Origin of the sequence: Actinomycetospora sp. CA-053990 (assembly GCF_050948445.1) — a bacterium.
Lineage (GTDB): Bacteria > Actinomycetota > Actinomycetes > Mycobacteriales > Pseudonocardiaceae > Actinomycetospora > Actinomycetospora callitridis.
Genome location: NZ_CP192043.1, coordinates 4,411,703 through 4,425,785 on the forward strand (window position 1 = coordinate 4,411,703; position 14,083 = coordinate 4,425,785).

At 74.5% G+C, this 14,083-nt stretch carries 16 protein-coding genes and 2 tRNA genes; 10 read left to right on the forward strand and 8 right to left on the reverse strand.

What is annotated here, in order from left to right:
• Window positions 1-33: 33 nt before the first annotated feature.
• The 3 genes from ACQPYN_RS22655 to ACQPYN_RS22665 form a co-directional block, all read right to left on the reverse strand.
• On the reverse strand, window positions 34-435 hold the full coding sequence (locus ACQPYN_RS22655; protein ID WP_274195791.1) for a cupin domain-containing protein: 402 nt from the start codon (window positions 433-435) through the stop codon (window positions 34-36).
• 115 nt (window positions 436-550) lie between these two features.
• Complete coding sequence (locus ACQPYN_RS22660) at window positions 551-910, reverse strand: VOC family protein (RefSeq protein ID WP_433027960.1); 360 nt, start codon at window positions 908-910, stop codon at window positions 551-553.
• Window positions 911-1,151: 241 nt separating this feature from the next.
• A tRNA-Pro gene (locus tag ACQPYN_RS22665) sits at window positions 1,152-1,225 on the reverse strand.
• Between the two features lie 397 nt (window positions 1,226-1,622).
• On the opposite strand from ACQPYN_RS22665, the gene ACQPYN_RS22670 reads away from it, so the two are divergent.
• Window positions 1,623-1,696, forward strand: a tRNA-Gly gene (locus tag ACQPYN_RS22670).
• Window positions 1,697-1,822: 126 nt separating this feature from the next.
• Window positions 1,823-2,149, forward strand: coding sequence for a GYD domain-containing protein (locus tag ACQPYN_RS22675; protein ID WP_433027963.1), 327 nt, complete (start codon window positions 1,823-1,825; stop codon window positions 2,147-2,149).
• On the opposite strand, the gene ACQPYN_RS22680 is transcribed toward ACQPYN_RS22675, so the two are convergent.
• Window positions 2,052-3,386, reverse strand: a complete 1,335-nt coding sequence (locus ACQPYN_RS22680) for an MFS transporter (RefSeq protein ID WP_433027966.1) — start codon at window positions 3,384-3,386, stop codon at window positions 2,052-2,054. The two genes, ACQPYN_RS22675 and ACQPYN_RS22680, sit on opposite strands and share 98 nt — an antisense overlap.
• Before the next feature lie 72 nt (window positions 3,387-3,458).
• On the opposite strand from ACQPYN_RS22680, the gene ACQPYN_RS22685 reads away from it, so the two are divergent.
• The 8 genes from ACQPYN_RS22685 to ACQPYN_RS22720 all read left to right on the forward strand — a co-directional run bounded on the left by ACQPYN_RS22685 (window position 3,459) and on the right by ACQPYN_RS22720 (window position 10,494).
• Window positions 3,459-4,364, forward strand: a complete 906-nt coding sequence (locus ACQPYN_RS22685) for a LysR family transcriptional regulator (RefSeq protein ID WP_433027969.1) — start codon at window positions 3,459-3,461, stop codon at window positions 4,362-4,364.
• A gap of 37 nt (window positions 4,365-4,401) precedes the next feature.
• Window positions 4,402-4,944, forward strand: coding sequence for a hypothetical protein (locus ACQPYN_RS22690; RefSeq protein ID WP_433027971.1), 543 nt, complete (start codon window positions 4,402-4,404; stop codon window positions 4,942-4,944).
• Between the two features lie 29 nt (window positions 4,945-4,973).
• Window positions 4,974-5,348 carry a VOC family protein gene (locus ACQPYN_RS22695; RefSeq protein WP_433027974.1) on the forward strand — a complete coding sequence of 125 codons (375 nt, stop codon included), beginning with the start codon at window positions 4,974-4,976 and terminating at the stop codon, window positions 5,346-5,348.
• 115 nt (window positions 5,349-5,463) lie between these two features.
• The gene (locus tag ACQPYN_RS22700; protein WP_433027977.1) at window positions 5,464-6,819 is read left to right on the forward strand and encodes a PP2C family protein-serine/threonine phosphatase; all 1,356 of its coding nucleotides are present in this window, start codon (window positions 5,464-5,466) and stop codon (window positions 6,817-6,819) included.
• Between the two features lie 58 nt (window positions 6,820-6,877).
• Entirely contained in the window at window positions 6,878-7,438 is a 561-nt protein-coding gene (locus tag ACQPYN_RS22705; RefSeq protein ID WP_433027980.1) for a DinB family protein, read from the forward strand.
• Between the two features lie 51 nt (window positions 7,439-7,489).
• Window positions 7,490-9,022 (forward strand): hypothetical protein, encoded by a 1,533-nt coding sequence (locus ACQPYN_RS22710; protein ID WP_433027983.1) that lies wholly within the window; start codon window positions 7,490-7,492, stop codon window positions 9,020-9,022.
• Window positions 9,023-9,031: 9 nt separating this feature from the next.
• Window positions 9,032-9,940 (forward strand): NADP-dependent oxidoreductase, encoded by a 909-nt coding sequence (locus tag ACQPYN_RS22715; RefSeq protein WP_433027986.1) that lies wholly within the window; start codon window positions 9,032-9,034, stop codon window positions 9,938-9,940.
• A gap of 281 nt (window positions 9,941-10,221) precedes the next feature.
• Window positions 10,222-10,494 carry a hypothetical protein gene (locus ACQPYN_RS22720; protein ID WP_433027989.1) on the forward strand — a complete coding sequence of 91 codons (273 nt, stop codon included), beginning with the start codon at window positions 10,222-10,224 and terminating at the stop codon, window positions 10,492-10,494.
• Between the two features lie 124 nt (window positions 10,495-10,618).
• Here the strand turns inward: ACQPYN_RS22720 and ACQPYN_RS22725 are convergent, their stop codons facing one another.
• From ACQPYN_RS22725 to ACQPYN_RS22740, 4 genes are read right to left on the reverse strand one after another with little or no spacing between them, the layout of a single operon-like run.
• Window positions 10,619-12,025, reverse strand: a complete 1,407-nt coding sequence (locus ACQPYN_RS22725; protein WP_433027992.1) for a uracil-xanthine permease family protein — start codon at window positions 12,023-12,025, stop codon at window positions 10,619-10,621.
• A gap of 10 nt (window positions 12,026-12,035) precedes the next feature.
• The gene (locus tag ACQPYN_RS22730; RefSeq protein ID WP_433027995.1) at window positions 12,036-12,614 is read right to left on the reverse strand and encodes a TetR/AcrR family transcriptional regulator; all 579 of its coding nucleotides are present in this window, start codon (window positions 12,612-12,614) and stop codon (window positions 12,036-12,038) included.
• A 23-nt stretch (window positions 12,615-12,637) separates the two neighbouring features.
• On the reverse strand, window positions 12,638-12,832 hold the full coding sequence (locus ACQPYN_RS22735) for a ferredoxin (protein WP_433027998.1): 195 nt from the start codon (window positions 12,830-12,832) through the stop codon (window positions 12,638-12,640).
• Between the two features lie 24 nt (window positions 12,833-12,856).
• A complete protein-coding gene (locus tag ACQPYN_RS22740; RefSeq protein ID WP_433028001.1) occupies window positions 12,857-14,050 on the reverse strand; it encodes a cytochrome P450 in 1,194 nt (397 codons plus the stop codon).
• Window positions 14,051-14,083 lie beyond the last annotated feature (33 nt).

Genomic DNA, 14,083 nt, shown 5'->3' on the forward strand with positions numbered 1-14,083 from the left:
CTCCACCAGGACCGGGCCCGGCGGGCGAGCGGTTTACATCGTCGGGGCGTCCGGGTCCGAGCCGTCGCCGACGAAGTGGATGTCGAACGGCTTGTTCGTGATGAACAGGAACGTGACGTCCTGGTCCTGCGTCGCCCCGTGCTGCATCACGCCGCCCTCGGGGAACCAGACGAAGCTCCCCGCCGGGTAGTCGCCCTGGTGGGTGTTGAGCACGCCCTCGAGGACGTACACGCCGTGGGCGCACGAGTGGCTGTGCCAGGGATTGGTGAAGCCGGCCCGGTAGACCATCTTCAGCACCATCATCCCGGTCTCCGGGTCGTCCACGAGCGGGACGTGCTCCAGGTTCGCCCCGATGAACTCCACCGGGAAGCCCTGCCAGGAGGCGGACGTGGTGTCGACGACGGTCAGCTCGACGGGCGTGCTCGGGGTGCTCACGGGGCCTCCAGGCGGGGTGCGGGGGTCGCCCGCCTCGCCGCGAGCAGGGTGCTCACGGTGCTCCGGCCGACCGGTGTCCACAAGGTCCGGTCGGCCGCCTCGGTGCGCGCGGGGGTCAGAGCGCCTGCAGGAACTCCAGGCGGTTGCCGAACGGGTCGTGCGCGTAGAAGCGCCGATGGCCGGGGAAGTCGCCGTCCCAGGTGACGTCCTGGCCGGTGGTCGCGACGCGGCGGGCGACCTCGTCGAGGTCCTCGACCACGATCCCGGGGTGGGCCTTGTGGGCCGGGCGGAAGTCCCCCTCGACGCCGAGGTGCAGCTCCACGCCGCCGGCGCGGAACCAGGCCCCGCCCCGGCCCGCCAGGACTGGGGGCTTCTCCACCTCGGTCATCCCGAGGACGCCGACGAAGAAGGCCCGTGCACGCTCCTCTTCCCCGGTGGGCATCGCGAGCTGCACGTGGTGGAGGCCGGTGAACACGCCGTCGAGTGTGCGCGGGTCAGCGGGAGCGCGGAGTCGATCGGACCTCCGCCGGCGGAGACCTGCCGCGAGCATGATCGCCCTGGGTGCTCCGGCGACCCCGTGAGATCGGGCCGGTGGAGCACCGGGAGCGATCACGGTCGGTGGAGACCACCCGTACGCCGGCGAGACATCGATCCGGGGAGCTCGGCGGGACCGGCCCCAAAGGGCGACCGCCGGGGTTCGTGCAGGTCACACACGGTCGGGGTGGCGGGATTCGAACCCACGGCCCCTCGCTCCCAAAGCGAGTGCGCTACCAAGCTGCGCTACACCCCGTGCGAGGGAGTCTAGGGGCGCGGGCCGCGGAGGCGACGGTGCCTCCCGGCCGCGTGCCGTGCGCGTCGCCGCGGCGACGCACCCGGTACCGAACGTCGTGACGGCTAGTCCAGACCGCGGACGATGTGCTCGTCGTCGATGCTGACGGTGTCCCTGATCTCCGTGTTCATCTCCGGCTCCTCTCCCGATTGCGTGCCGGTCTCCTCATCGTGTCGAGGAGTAGAGCCCTACCGGGGGGTATCGGTAAGAGGTCACGTTCTACTGATCGGTCAAGTCGATCGGTCAAGACCTGACCGTGGGACACGGGGCAACCTCGGGGTCCGCCGCCGCGGCGATCCCACCGGTCGGGGTGGTGGCGGGGCGTCCGCTACGGTGGGCTCGGGCCGAATGGCCCGCCGCGGGCGTAGCTCAATGGTAGAGCCCCAGTCTTCCAAACTGGCTACGCGGGTTCGATTCCCGTCGCCCGCTCCATACCTGATCGTGGCGTCCCCTGCTCCATTCGAGGACGTTGCTTGAGGCTCACCCTCCGGGCGTGTCACCCTTCGTGATTGGCGACGGAGTCCCCGCGGCGACGTCGTGGAGCCCGGAGGTCCGACCATGACGCTCTACCTGACCCGGTTCAGCTACACACCGGAGACCTGGGCGAGGTTGTCCGGGCAGCCGGAGGATCGACGCGAGGCTGCTCGCACCTACATCGAGGCGGCGGGCGGGAAGCTCCACGGCTTCTGGTACGCCCTGGGCGAGTACGACGGCTACAACCTCTGGGAAGCGCCGGACAACGTGTCGATGGCCGCGGTCGCCCTGGCGATCTCGGGTGGCGGGGCGCTCAGCAAGTACGAGACGACCGTGTTGCTGACGGTCGAGGAGACGATGCAGGCGATGGAGCGCGCCCAGGAGATCCGGTACCGCCCGCCGGGGGCGTGACGGGAGCTGGTCGGACTCTCGCGCGGCGGCCGTCGACGGTGGAGAGAACGATCATCAGCGCGGTGAGGACGAGGGCCCCGAGGGCGGTCGCCGACAGTGCCGTGTCGAGCGGGAGCACCGTCGTGAGGACCCCGACGAGCAGCGTCGGGAGTCCGGCGCCCAGGTAGAAGGCGGAGTAGACGGCCGCGGCCGTGCCGCTGGCTCGGTGTGGTGGGGCCATCGTGGCGACGACGGCCGTCGCCCCGCTGTAGAGCAGGCCGTTGGCCAGCCCCGCGAGGACGCAGGCCACCAGGACCGCGACGAGGGAGTCGACGCCGGGCGCGAGGACCACGAGCGAGACGGCCAGCACGATCAGGCCCACGAGGTGGGAGCGACGGGGTCCGAGTCGGATGACCGCGGGGACGGTCAGCGTCGAGCAGAGCAGCAGCGCCGCGGTGAGACCTCCGGACGCGAGCGGGTCGCTCAGCCCGAGGAAGCGGTCGGCGACCGAGGAGATGAGCCCGAGGAAGAGCCCGACCACGGCCCAGCCGAGGAACCCGTTCACGGCCGCGAGGACGAGGGCCCGCCGGACGGTGCGGGTCATGCCGGGGCCGCCGTCGGGGGCGTCGACCGACGTCCCGTCGTCGGTCGTGGCCCCGGGCCCGCGCACGCTGCCGAGCCCGACGAACACGACGGCGAGCAGCACCAGGTTCATACCGAAGGGCAGGAGGCCGGGACCCGGGCCGTACCCGGTGAGCGCACCCCCGAGGACGGGGCCCAGGCCCGTGCCCAGGATGAACACCGTCGCCGACACCAGGCCTGCGCGCACCTTGTCCGCGCCGCTGGTGGCGACCGCGACCCCGGCGCCGGTGATGACCGCGAGCGCGATGCCGTAGGCGACACGACCGACGATCAGCCAGGCGGTGCTCGTCGCGAGGGCCAGGGCGATCGACCCGACGGCGGCGATGGCGATGCCCCAGCGCATGACCCGCCGTGGGGAGAGTCGGTCCCCGAGGGGGCCGAGCAGGTAGACCGCGGGAACGCTGACCAGGGGGTACACCGCGTAGATGGCCGTCAACGTCACGTCGCTGAAGCCGAGCTGCGCCTGGTAGGCGGGGTAGAGCGGGCTCGGGATGCCGGCGCCGGCGGCGCCCAGGGCGAGCAGGGCGAGCGCCCATGCCCGTGCGGGCCGTGAGGGCGCCCGGAACGAGCTCCGCGAGGCCTCGGTCGTGGCTGACGGGGACGTGGCGGCGGTCATGACCACGACGATGCGGTGGCGCGGTTGTTAGCACCAGCGCACGTTTCTTCATCGAGCGCGTAGCATCGCTACATGATCGATCCGCGGTTGAGGACGCTGCAGCTGGTGGCCCACCACGGGTCGGTGAGCGCGGCGGCCAGGGCGTTGCACTTCACCTCGTCCGCGGTCTCCCAGCAGCTGCGCGGGCTCTCCGACGAGCTCGGGGTGGCGCTGGTGCGACAGATCGGGCGCCGCATGGAGCCCACGGCGGCCGGACACGTCCTGCTGCGCCACGCCGAGGCCTTGCACGCCCGCGCCGAGGTCGCGCGCGCGGAGCTGGCCGGCGCCGAGGACTCACCGGGCTCGATCGGCCTGTGCGGGTTCTCCACCGCGGCGACGAGGTTCCTCGTCCCCACGGCCGCCGCGCTGCGCGAACGCTTCCCCGACCTGGTGATCCAGGTCGTCGAGTCGGAGCCGGCACGCTGCATCGATCTGCTGCTCGCCGGCGACTGCGACCTCGCGCTGCTGGTGGTCGACGACCGTGTCCCGCCCGAGACCGACAAGCGCTTCGAGCAGCACCCCGTGCTCGACGACCCGATCGACCTCGCGGTCCCGGTCGGGCACCACCTCACCACCCGGTCCGAGGTGACCCTGCGCGACGCCGCGTCCGAGTCGTGGATCACCTGCCGTCCCGAGAGCGCCTATCACCGGCTCACGCTCGCCGCCTGCCAGGCCGCCGGCTTCCGCCCCACCGTCGCCCACTACGCCGACGAGTGGGCCACCGGCACCGCGCTGGTCGCCCACGGCTTCGGCATCTTCATGCTCCCCCGGCTGGCCCCGGTGCACCCCGGCACCGACGTGGTGCGCCTGCGTCTGAGCGGGACGGCGGCCCCCGTCCGGCGGATCGTGGCGGTGACCCGCGCGGGCGGGGCCGCCCAACCCGTCATCGGCCACGCCTTGACGTCGATCACGAGGGCGGCCGAGTCGATCTCCGGCTGAACTCGCGGGCCCGGCGGGCGCGACACAGACTGGACCCGTGGCGCGCAGCCGGGTCGGCAAGAGGACACGCCAGCTCCTCGTGTTCCTCCACGTCGCCATCAGCCTGGGGTGGATGGGCGCCGGGGCGGCCAACGTCGTGCTGGCCATGACGGCCGGCTACACGGCGAGCGCCGACGTCCGGCGCGTCTGCTACCAGATGATCGAGCAGATCGACGCCGTGCTGGTGATCCCCGGAGCCGTCGGGGCGCTGGTCAGCGGTCTGGTCCTCTCGGCGGTGACGCCGTGGGGGTTCACGCGGTACTGGTGGGTGCTGCTCAAGCTGGTGCTCACCGTGGCGGTGATCGTCTACAGCACCCTCGGCGTCGGCGTGTGGGTCGAGGAGAGCATCCAGGCCACGGCGGGTGCGGACGTCGAGAGCCCGGTGGCCGGCCCGCTCGCGTACGGCGCGCTGCTGAACATCGTCGCCTTCCTGCTGATGACCTGGGTGTCGGTGGCCAAGCCCTGGGGCACGACGCCCTGGGCCGTGGACCGGAAACGCGCCGGGCGCCGCGGCGCGAGGGCGGCCACCGCCCACGCGTGAGCTCGCGCGCCCTGCGCGACCATGGCCCCGTGATCGGTCTCGGAGCGTTCGTCCTCGGTACCCCGGACCCGGCGCGGCTCGCCACGTTCTACCGCGAGCTCCTGGGCTGGACGACCGTCGAGGGCGGCGACCCCACGTTCCTCCGCCTCCGCGCGCCCGAGCAGGAGCGGCCCGGCCTGAGCTTCCAGCTCGAGCCCGACCACGTCGCGCCCACCTGGCCGCCGCGGGCGGGGACGCAGCAGATGCAGGCGCACCTGGACCTGCTCGTCGACGACCTCGAGCACGAGGCCGCGCGCGCCGAGTCCCTCGGCGCCACCCGCGCGGAGCACCAACCGGCGGACGGGGTGGTCGTCCTGCGCGACCCCCACGGGCACCCGTTCTGCCTCTTCCTGCCCGGTCACTGACCGGGACGCGGAGGAGCACACCTCCACGAACGGGTGCACGCCGCCGGGACGAGGTCGGGCGATTTTCCCGGTCCCGTACGCTCGGTGACCGGGCGACGGGACAGGAGCCGATCTCATGAGCACCTCCCGATCGGCAGGGACGGCCGTCGTGGACCTCCCCGGCGCGCTCGGCTGCGGCGACCTCGCCGATCCCGCCCGGCTCGAGGCCCTCGCCGACGCAGGCCTGTCGGCCGCCCCGGACCCCGACATGGAGCTGTTCGCGGGCCGGGTCCGGCGCTGGCTCGGGGTGCCGATCGGCCTCGTCACCCTGGTGACGCCCGACGAGCAGGTCTTCCCGGGCGCGGCCGGGCTCCCGCCGGACCTCACGGAGCGCCGCCGCACCCCGTTGACCCACTCGTTCTGCAAGCACGTCGTGATGACGGCGCAGCCGCTGGTGGTGGAGGACGCCCGCGAGCACGAGCTCGTCGCGGACAACCCCGCGATCCGCGACCTCGGCGTGATCGCCTACGCCGGGATGCCGCTGACCGACGGTGCGGGCAACGTCCTCGGCTCGCTGTGCGCCGTCGACGTCGTGCCGCGCCGGTGGGACCCGGGACAGCTCGACGCGCTCGAGGACCTCGCCCGCATGTGCTCGGTCGCCCTGCGGCTGCGCCTGGCCACCGTCGACGCCGATCGCGAGCGCCAGCGGCGCGACGAGCTCGACGTCCGACTGCGCGAGCAGCTGCAGCACCGCACGACCGTGAACCACGTGCTGCAGCGGGCGATGCTCTCGACGCTGCCGCGCATCGAGGGCCTCGGGATGTCGGCGCACTACGCCCCGGCCGACAGCCGCGAGGACGTCGGGGGCGACTGGTACGACGTCACCCGCCTGCCGGCGACCTCGGGCACCACCACCGACGTCGTCCTGTCCGTCGGCGACATCGCCGGGCACAGCCTCTCGGCGGCCACCGAGATGGGCCAGGTGCGCTCGATGCTGCGCCAGGCCGCGTGGGACCGGCGCGGCGAGCCGCCGTCGGTCGTCGTCACCGCCTTCGAGGACGCGAACGCCGCCGTCGGTCCCCGGGCGCGCGGGACGCTCGTGGTCGCCCACCTGCGCCGGGAGTCCGACGGCACCTGGTCGATGGCGTGGAGCAACGCCGGTCACCCACCGCCGGTGCTGGTGGTGCCCGGGGGCGTCCCGCAGGCGCTCGGCGGGCCCGACCCGATGTTCGGGTTCCCCCACCTGCTCCCCGGCCACCGCCGCGACGACTGCGTGGCCGTCCCGGCGGGCTCGCTGGTGGTCCTGCACACCGACGGTCTCATCGAGCGCCGCGGCGAGGACCTCGACGTGGGGTCCGCCCGCCTGCTCGACGCCCTGCACCGGATGCGCGACGACGACGTCGCGAGGATGCCCGAGCGGCTCGTCGCCGAGCTCTCGCCCGGCGAGGACGACGTCGTAGCCCTCGCGGTCCGGGTGGGCGACGCGGGCTGACGCCGGGCTGTCGGGGTCGTCTCCTAGCGTGCGGGGTGCCGACCGCGGGGAGGGTCCGATGGCACTGGAGTGGAACGCGCTGCTGCGCGATCAGGTCGACTGGCTCTGGACGTACCAGTGGCGGGCGCGGCTGGACGGCCTCACCGACGAGCAGTACTTCTGGGAGCCCGCCCCCGGCGCCTGGAACGTGCGCCCCCGCGCGGAGGCGAGCACCGCCATGGCGGCCGGCACGGGCGACCTCGTGATCGACTTCGAGTTCCCGGCTCCGGAGCCGCCGCCGGTCACCACCATCGCGTGGCGCCTCGGGCACATCGTCGTCGGCGTCCTCGCGATGCGGGTGGCCGGCCACTTCGGGGGCCCGCCCGTCGACTACGGCAGCCACCGGTACGCCCCCACCGCGCAGGAGGCCGTCGCGCAGCTCGACGAGGCCTACGCCGCGTGGACGGCCGGGGTGCGCGGGCTCGGGGAGGCCGGGCTGGCCGAGCCGTGCGGACCCACCGAGGGCCCGTTCGCCGCCGAGCCGATGGGCGTGCTGGTGCTGCACATCAACCGCGAGCTGCTCCACCACGGCGCCGAGATCGCGCTGCTCATGGACCTGCACGACGCCCGGTCCGGCTGAGGCACGGCCCGACCCCGGTCGGCGCGGCCCCGGCTCCCCGGGACCGGCGCGGTGCTGCGGCATCATGGACGCCGATGGCCACCCGGACCGCGGACGCGACCGACACCCCTCGGCACCCGGTCCGGCCGCCGCGCCACCCCGCCGCGGCGCACGCCGCTGGCCGTCGGGGCCGGGCTCGCCGCGGCGCTGCTCGTGGTCCTCGCCGTGCGCCTGCCCACCGGCAGCCCGCTGGGCGTCGAGGACAACGGCGACGGCTACCGCCTCTACTGCGGCGCCGGCCTGGTGCCCGACACCCTCGACCGGTTCGCGAGCTGGCAGGACGGATGGGTCCGCACCTACGGCGTCGGCCCGCCGACCTGCGCGGACCCGGTGCCGTCCTCGGCGCTGGTGATCGCCCGGGCGACGACCTGGCTGAGCTCCGGGACCTGGTCGCCCACCGTGCTCGGCTGGACCTACGCCCTGCTGGTCGGCCTCGTCGTCGGTCTCGGCGCGTGGGCGGCGAGCGCGGCGGGTCGGCGTCAGGCGCTGGTCGTCGCCGTGCCCGTCCTCCCGCTGGCGGCCGCCACCTTCCCGCGCTTCTTCGTCTCCACCTACAGCGAGCCGGCCGGTCTGCTCGGCGCGGTCACGGTCGGCGGGGGCGTCGCGGCCGTCCTCGTGACCCGCCGCGAGCACCGCGCCGAGCGGATCGTCGCCCTCGTCCTGATGGCGGCCGGCGGGCTCGTCGCGACCACGGCGAAGGTCGCCTACATCCCCCTGCTCGCGGTGGCGGTGATCGTCTGCGCGGCCACGGCCCTCGGCACGCGGCATCTCCGGCGGGCCGGCCCCGCGCTGGCGCTCGCCACCGTGCTCCTCGCCGCCTACCCGGTGATCTCCGCGGTGGACCGCCAGCAGCAGTTCTACGACGCGGTGAACGCGCACGACCTCGTGTTCACGACGGTCCTGCTCGAGCTCGGTCCCTCCGCCGCGGGTGACCTCGGGCTGCCCCCGGAGGCGGTCACGCTCACGGGCAACGGCTACTTCAACGGACCACCGCGCCCGGACGGCGTCGCCTGGTGGGAGGGCGCGATCGTCCAGCGCCCCGACGAGACACGCGCCGCGGCCCTGCTCCTGCTCGCCGAGCACCCGGCCGCCGCCGCGCGCGCCGTCGGCGTGGGCCTGAAGGCCACGACGCTCGCCGACCTGACCTACCTCGACTCGGTCCCGGCGTCGCCGTCGAAGCTCTCGGCGCCCTCGGGCCACCCCGGCTGGTCGGGGGCCCGCCAGCCCGACCTCGCGCAGGTCCTCGAGAACACCCGACGGCCTCCGTGGGTGCCCAGCGCCCTGGTCCTGGTCGCGCTCGCGGCCGCCGCCACCGCCCGGTGGCAGGGCCCGGCGGGGCGCTGGTCGCTCGCCGCCGGTCTCGCCGCCGGGACGGCGCTGGCGTTGACCGTGGTGGCGGTCGCGGGCGACGGCTACTTCGAGGTGTTCAAGCACGTCTGGCTCGCGGCCTACCTGCTCGCGGTCTCGGGGCTCTGCCTGGCGGGCGCCGCCCTGACCGCCCTGGCCGTCCCCCTGATCGCCCGTCGGAGGCGCGCGCAGGGGTAGGAAGGGATCGTGCGCGCCTACGGATTCCTCGGTGTCGGTGGTCCTGACCAGGAGGCGTTCCTCGACGTCCCGGTGCCCGACCCCGGCCCGGGTGAGCTGCGGGTGCGCGTCCGGGCCGCCGGGGTGAACCCGGGCGACTTCCGGATGCGCCGCGGCGAGTACGGCACCGCCGGGCCCGCGGTGCTCGGGCGGGAGGTCGCCGGCACGGTCACCGCGATCGGTGAGGGCGTCAGCGGGTTCGCGGTCGGCGACGAGGTCTTCGGCGGCTGCCCCGGCATGGTCGGCGGCTGGGCCGAGCAGGCCCTCGTCACCGCCTCGTTCGCCGCGCACCGGCCCGCGACGGTGTCGCCGGAGGACGCCGCGGCGCTGCCGGTGGCCGCCGGCACCGCCTACGACGCGCTCACCACCCTCGCGCTGCCCGCGGGCGCCACGCTGCTCGTCAACGGCGCGGGTGGCGGCGTCGGCATCCCGACCGTCCAGCTCGCGCGGGCCCGCGGCCTGCGGGTGATCGGCACCGCGAGCGCCGGCAAGCGGGAGCTGCTCACCGAGCTCGGCGCGGTGCCCGTCACGGGCGGCGAGGGCGTCGCCGACCGCGTCCGCGCGGTCGCCCTCGACGGCGTCGACGGCGTGTTCGACCTCGTGGGCGGGGACGCCCTGCGCGCCGTCGCCCCGCTGGTCGACCCCGCGCGGCTGGCCTCGGTGGCCGACAAGCCGCTCGTGGCCGAGCTCGGCGGCGGCGACGTCCCGCGCGACCGCAGCACGGCCGTGCTCGACGCCCTCGCCGCGCTGGTGGCGAGCGGCGACCTCGACCCCTGGGTGCGCACGACACTGCCGTTCGCCCGCACCGGGGAGGCGCTCGCGCGCGTCGAGGACGGGCACGTCCTCGGCAAGGTCGTGGTCACGATGGACCCCGCCTGACCTCTCCCTGACCTCCCTCTGACCTCTCCGAGAAGGAGATGTCACGGTCCGCGAACCACACGCGTGCAGTTTCACCCCAACGAGTGGCGCATCACCCCGTCGAGCGTCCCGTGACTCCGATCGGCACGCGCGCCTCGTCCGTTCGGACGCCCTCCGAGGGCTGATCGTTTGACTGAGTTGCTGTTCAGTGAACGCACCCTCGATGAATCACCGCTCACCGGCTCGGGAGACTCCTGTCGATCCGCGATCACCGCGGTGACCGATCGAGAGGGGAATCCACCATGACCCGACTGCAGCGCCTCGTCGCCGCGACGGCCCTGGCCGGCGCCGGCAGCCTCGCCCTGTCCGGCGTGGCGAGCGCGAGCGAGTCGCACGGCCACGGGGACGAGGGGCACTCCACCCGGAGCGACCACAAGGGCCTCGTCGGCGGCCTCGTCGGCGCCGGCGGAGAGCTCGCCGAGGGCGTCGGCGGCCTCGTGGGCGGTGTCAACGGCGCCGTCGGCAGCGTGCTGGGGAGCGACGCCGTCGGCGACGTCGTGGACGGCCTGGTCTAGGTACCGGGTCGTCCGCTGCCGGTCCCCCGCTCGGGGGAGCGGGACGGGCAGCGACGAACCGGGGCGGGTCCCGGTGGCGCTGGAACCGCCACCGGGGCCCGCCCCGTCGATCGTCCCGGATGCTTCAGCCGCGCGGGCGACCCTCGTCGGACGGCGACTCCTCCACCGGGCCGGGCGCGCTCCAGGGCTCGGCCTCGTCGGCGCGGCCCGGGGTCAGGCGCCGCAGCAGGTGGTAGCCCGCGACGACGACGATGGTGCCCAGCGCGATCCCCGACAGCGACCCGCCCCCGAGGGTCAGGGCGACGTCCCCGATGCCGATGACGATGCCGGCGGCGAGCGGGACGAGGACCTCCGGGCGGGCGAAGTCGACCTTGTTCTCCACCCAGATCCGCGCCCCGAGCAGGCCGATCATCCCGTAGAGCACCACGGTGATGCCGCCGAGCACCCCGCCGGGCGTGGCCGCGACCACGGCCCCGAACTTCGGGCAGAAGCCGATCGCGATCGCGACGAGCGCGGCGACCCCGTACGCGGCGGTGGAGTAGACGCGGGTCGCGGCCATGACGCCGATGTTCTCGGCGTACGTGGTGGTCGGCGAGCCGCCGACCCCGCCGGCGACGGCCGTCGCGATCCCGTCCGCGGCGAGCGCCCGGCCGAGGTAGGGGTCGAGGTCCTCGCGGGTCATGCTCGCGACCGCCTTGACGTGGCCGGTGTTCTCCGCGATGAGCGCGATGGCCACGGGGACGATCAGCAGGATCGCCGAGGCACTGAACGCCGGCAGGTGCAGCCCGGGCGCCTCGGGCGTGCCGAGCGGCAGGCCGATCCAGGACGCGTCGGCAACGCCGGAGAGGTCGACGCGCGGGTGCGTCGACACGACGCCGGACGCGTCCGGCCCGGTGATCGGCCCCAGCACCGCGTCGAGCAGCAGCGACAGGACGAACCCGACGACGAGGCCGACCAGCACGCCGAGCCGGCCGACCATGCCCCGCCCGGCCACCGCCGTGATCATCACGACGAGCATGGTGATCAGCGCGACGAGCTCGTCCTGGGGCCAGTACGTGCCGGCGACGACCGGGGCGAGGTTGAAGCCGATGAGCATGACCACCGCGCCGGTGACGGCGGGCGGCAGGATCGCCGACACCGTCCGCGCGCCGCCGAGGTGCACCGCGAGCCCGACGAGGGCGACGACGACGCCGCACACCGCGATCGCCCCGGTGACCTCGGCGCTCGTGCCCCCGTCCGCGCGCACCGCGGCGACGACCCCGACGAACGAGGCGCTGGTCCCGAGGTAGCTCGGCACCCGCCCGCGCGTCATCAGCAGGAACAGGATCGTCGCGAGCCCCGAGAGCAGGATCGCGAGGTTGGGGTCGAGCCCCATGAGCACGGGGAAGACGAACGTCGCCCCGAACATGGCCAGGACGTGCTGCGCGCCGAGGCCGACCGTGCGCCCCCACGACAGCCGCTCCTCCGGCCGCACCACCTCACCGGGCGCGGGCGCCCGCCCGTCACCGTGGACCGTCCATCCCCTGATCACGGGCGACAGGCTAGGGCTTCGGCACGCGCATCCCGTCCAGCAGGAGGCCGAGGTAGCGCGGCCAGCGGCCCTCGCCGGCCTCGGCGGTGACGACGGCCATGTGGACGACGGTCGGCAGGTCCTCGGGCACGAGGTCGCCGCGCACCACCCCCGCGGCCTGCCCGCGGCCCAGCAGCTCGCCCAGCGGGGCCAGCGTGCGGGCGGCGAGCTCGGGGGTGAACGCGCCGGTGGCCTTGGCGGCCGCGAGCAGCGCGCGGTGGCGGGTGACCCCGTCGACCAGCCCCTCGAGCACCCCGACCAGCGCCGCCCACGGGTCGGCGACCTCGGCGGCGCGGGCGAGCAGGGGCTCGACGAACTCGGCGACGTAGTCCTCGAGCACCGCGGCCACGAGCTCGTCCCGACCGGCGAAGCGACGGTAGAGCGTCGACGGCGCCACGCCCGCCCGGCGCGCGACCTCCTCGAGCGCCACGTCCGGGCCGCCGACCTCGATGGCCGTCCGGGCGGCCGCGAGGATCGCGGCGTGGTTGCGCGCCGCGTCGGCACGCAGGGGCCGATCCACGCGGACGAGCGGATCGGACGGCGCGGACATCGGCGACACCGTATCGCCCGCGATCAGTCGTCGACGAGCTTGAGCGCGCCCGACGGGCACTGGGCGACGGCGTTGCGGACCTCGCCGACCTGGTCCGCCGACGGCTCCTCCTGGAGCACCAGGACGAGCGCGTCGTCGTCCTGGTCGAACACGTCCTCGGCGGCGAGCACGCAGTTGCCCGCGCCGATGCACGCCTCACGGTCGGCCTGGATGTGCATGGGTTCTCCCTCGGTGGTGGTGGGTCACCAGGTGACGGGCAGGGCACGGAGTCCGTGCACGATGGTGGCCGAGCGGAACTCGATCTCCTCGAACGGGATGCCCGGTGCGAGCGCCGGGAAGCGCCGGAAGAGGGCGGGGAACGCCACGGCCATCTCGGCGCGGGCCAGGGGCGCGCCCAGGCAGTGGTGCACGCCGTGCCCGAACGCCACGTGCGGGGCGATCGTGCGGGTGACGTCGAGGTCGTCGGGGTGCTCCACCGCCGCGGGGTCGCGGTTGGCGGCGGGCAGCGACAGCACGAGGACCTCGCCCGTGGCCACCGGCACGTCCCCGACCGTCGTGTCGTACCGGACGGTGCGCGGGATCCCGGAGTGGACCACCGACAGGAAGCGCAGCAGCTCCTCGATCGCCGGGGCGACGGCGCCCGGCTCGTCGCGCACGAGGGCGAGCTGCTCCGGCGCGCGCAGCAGGGCCAGCGTGCCGAGCCCGAGCATGTTCGCGGTCGTCTCGTGCCCGGCGATGAGCAGCAGGGACGCGATGCCGATCAGTTCGGAGCGCGCGAGGTCGTCACCGTGCTCGCGCACCAGCATGCCGAGCATGTCGTCGCCGGGCTCGGTCCGTGCACGGTCGACGAGCTCGCCCATGTAGGTGCGCGACTCGGCGGCCACCCGCCCGCGCTCCTCCATCGGCAGGCTGAGGTCGACCTGGCGCGCCGCACGGCCCTGGAACTCGGCGCGGTCGTCGTACGGGACGCCGAGCAGCTCGCAGATGACGAGGCTCGGCACCGGGAGCGCGAAGGCCTCGACGAGGTCGGCGGGCGGGCCGGCGGCAGCCATCGCGTCGAGGTGGTCGTCGACGATCTCGACGATGCGCGGCTCGAGACGTCGGATGCGCTTGACGGTGAACTCGCCGGTGAGCAGCCGGCGCAGCCGGGTGTGCTCGGGCGGGTCGGTGGCGAGCAGGTTCCCGGCGCGCGGGTCGATCCCGTCCTCGGGCATCGGGAGGCGGGGCAGGCCGGTGTTGGTGAAGCGCTCGGCGTCGCCCAGCACCTCGCGCACGTCGGCGTAGCGGGTGACGAGGCGGGCGGGGGTGCCGAACCCCGTCCGGATCGCGGTCAGCCCCGGCTCGTCGCGCGTCGCCTGCGTCTCCGGCACCGGCGCGAACCGGTCGCGCTGCATGTGGCGGGGAACCGGAGGAGCCCCGTCGGTGCTCGTGCTCATCGCCAGGACCGTACGCCAAGTGGGAGTGTGCTG

Coding starts and splice junctions, on each gene's coding strand:
- ACQPYN_RS22675 (WP_433027963.1), top strand. CDS start 1,823: ATGACGCTCTACCTGACCCGGTTCAGCTACACACCGGAGACCTGGGCG.
- ACQPYN_RS22680 (WP_433027966.1), bottom strand. CDS start 3,386: ATGACCGCCGCCACGTCCCCGTCAGCCACGACCGAGGCCTCGCGGAGC.
- ACQPYN_RS22685 (WP_433027969.1), top strand. CDS start 3,459: ATGATCGATCCGCGGTTGAGGACGCTGCAGCTGGTGGCCCACCACGGG.
- ACQPYN_RS22700 (WP_433027977.1), top strand. CDS start 5,464: ATGAGCACCTCCCGATCGGCAGGGACGGCCGTCGTGGACCTCCCCGGC.
- ACQPYN_RS22705 (WP_433027980.1), top strand. CDS start 6,878: ATGGCACTGGAGTGGAACGCGCTGCTGCGCGATCAGGTCGACTGGCTC.
- ACQPYN_RS22720 (WP_433027989.1), top strand. CDS start 10,222: ATGACCCGACTGCAGCGCCTCGTCGCCGCGACGGCCCTGGCCGGCGCC.
- ACQPYN_RS22730 (WP_433027995.1), bottom strand. CDS start 12,614: ATGTCCGCGCCGTCCGATCCGCTCGTCCGCGTGGATCGGCCCCTGCGT.
- ACQPYN_RS22735 (WP_433027998.1), bottom strand. CDS start 12,832: ATGCACATCCAGGCCGACCGTGAGGCGTGCATCGGCGCGGGCAACTGC.
- ACQPYN_RS22740 (WP_433028001.1), bottom strand. CDS start 14,050: ATGAGCACGAGCACCGACGGGGCTCCTCCGGTTCCCCGCCACATGCAG.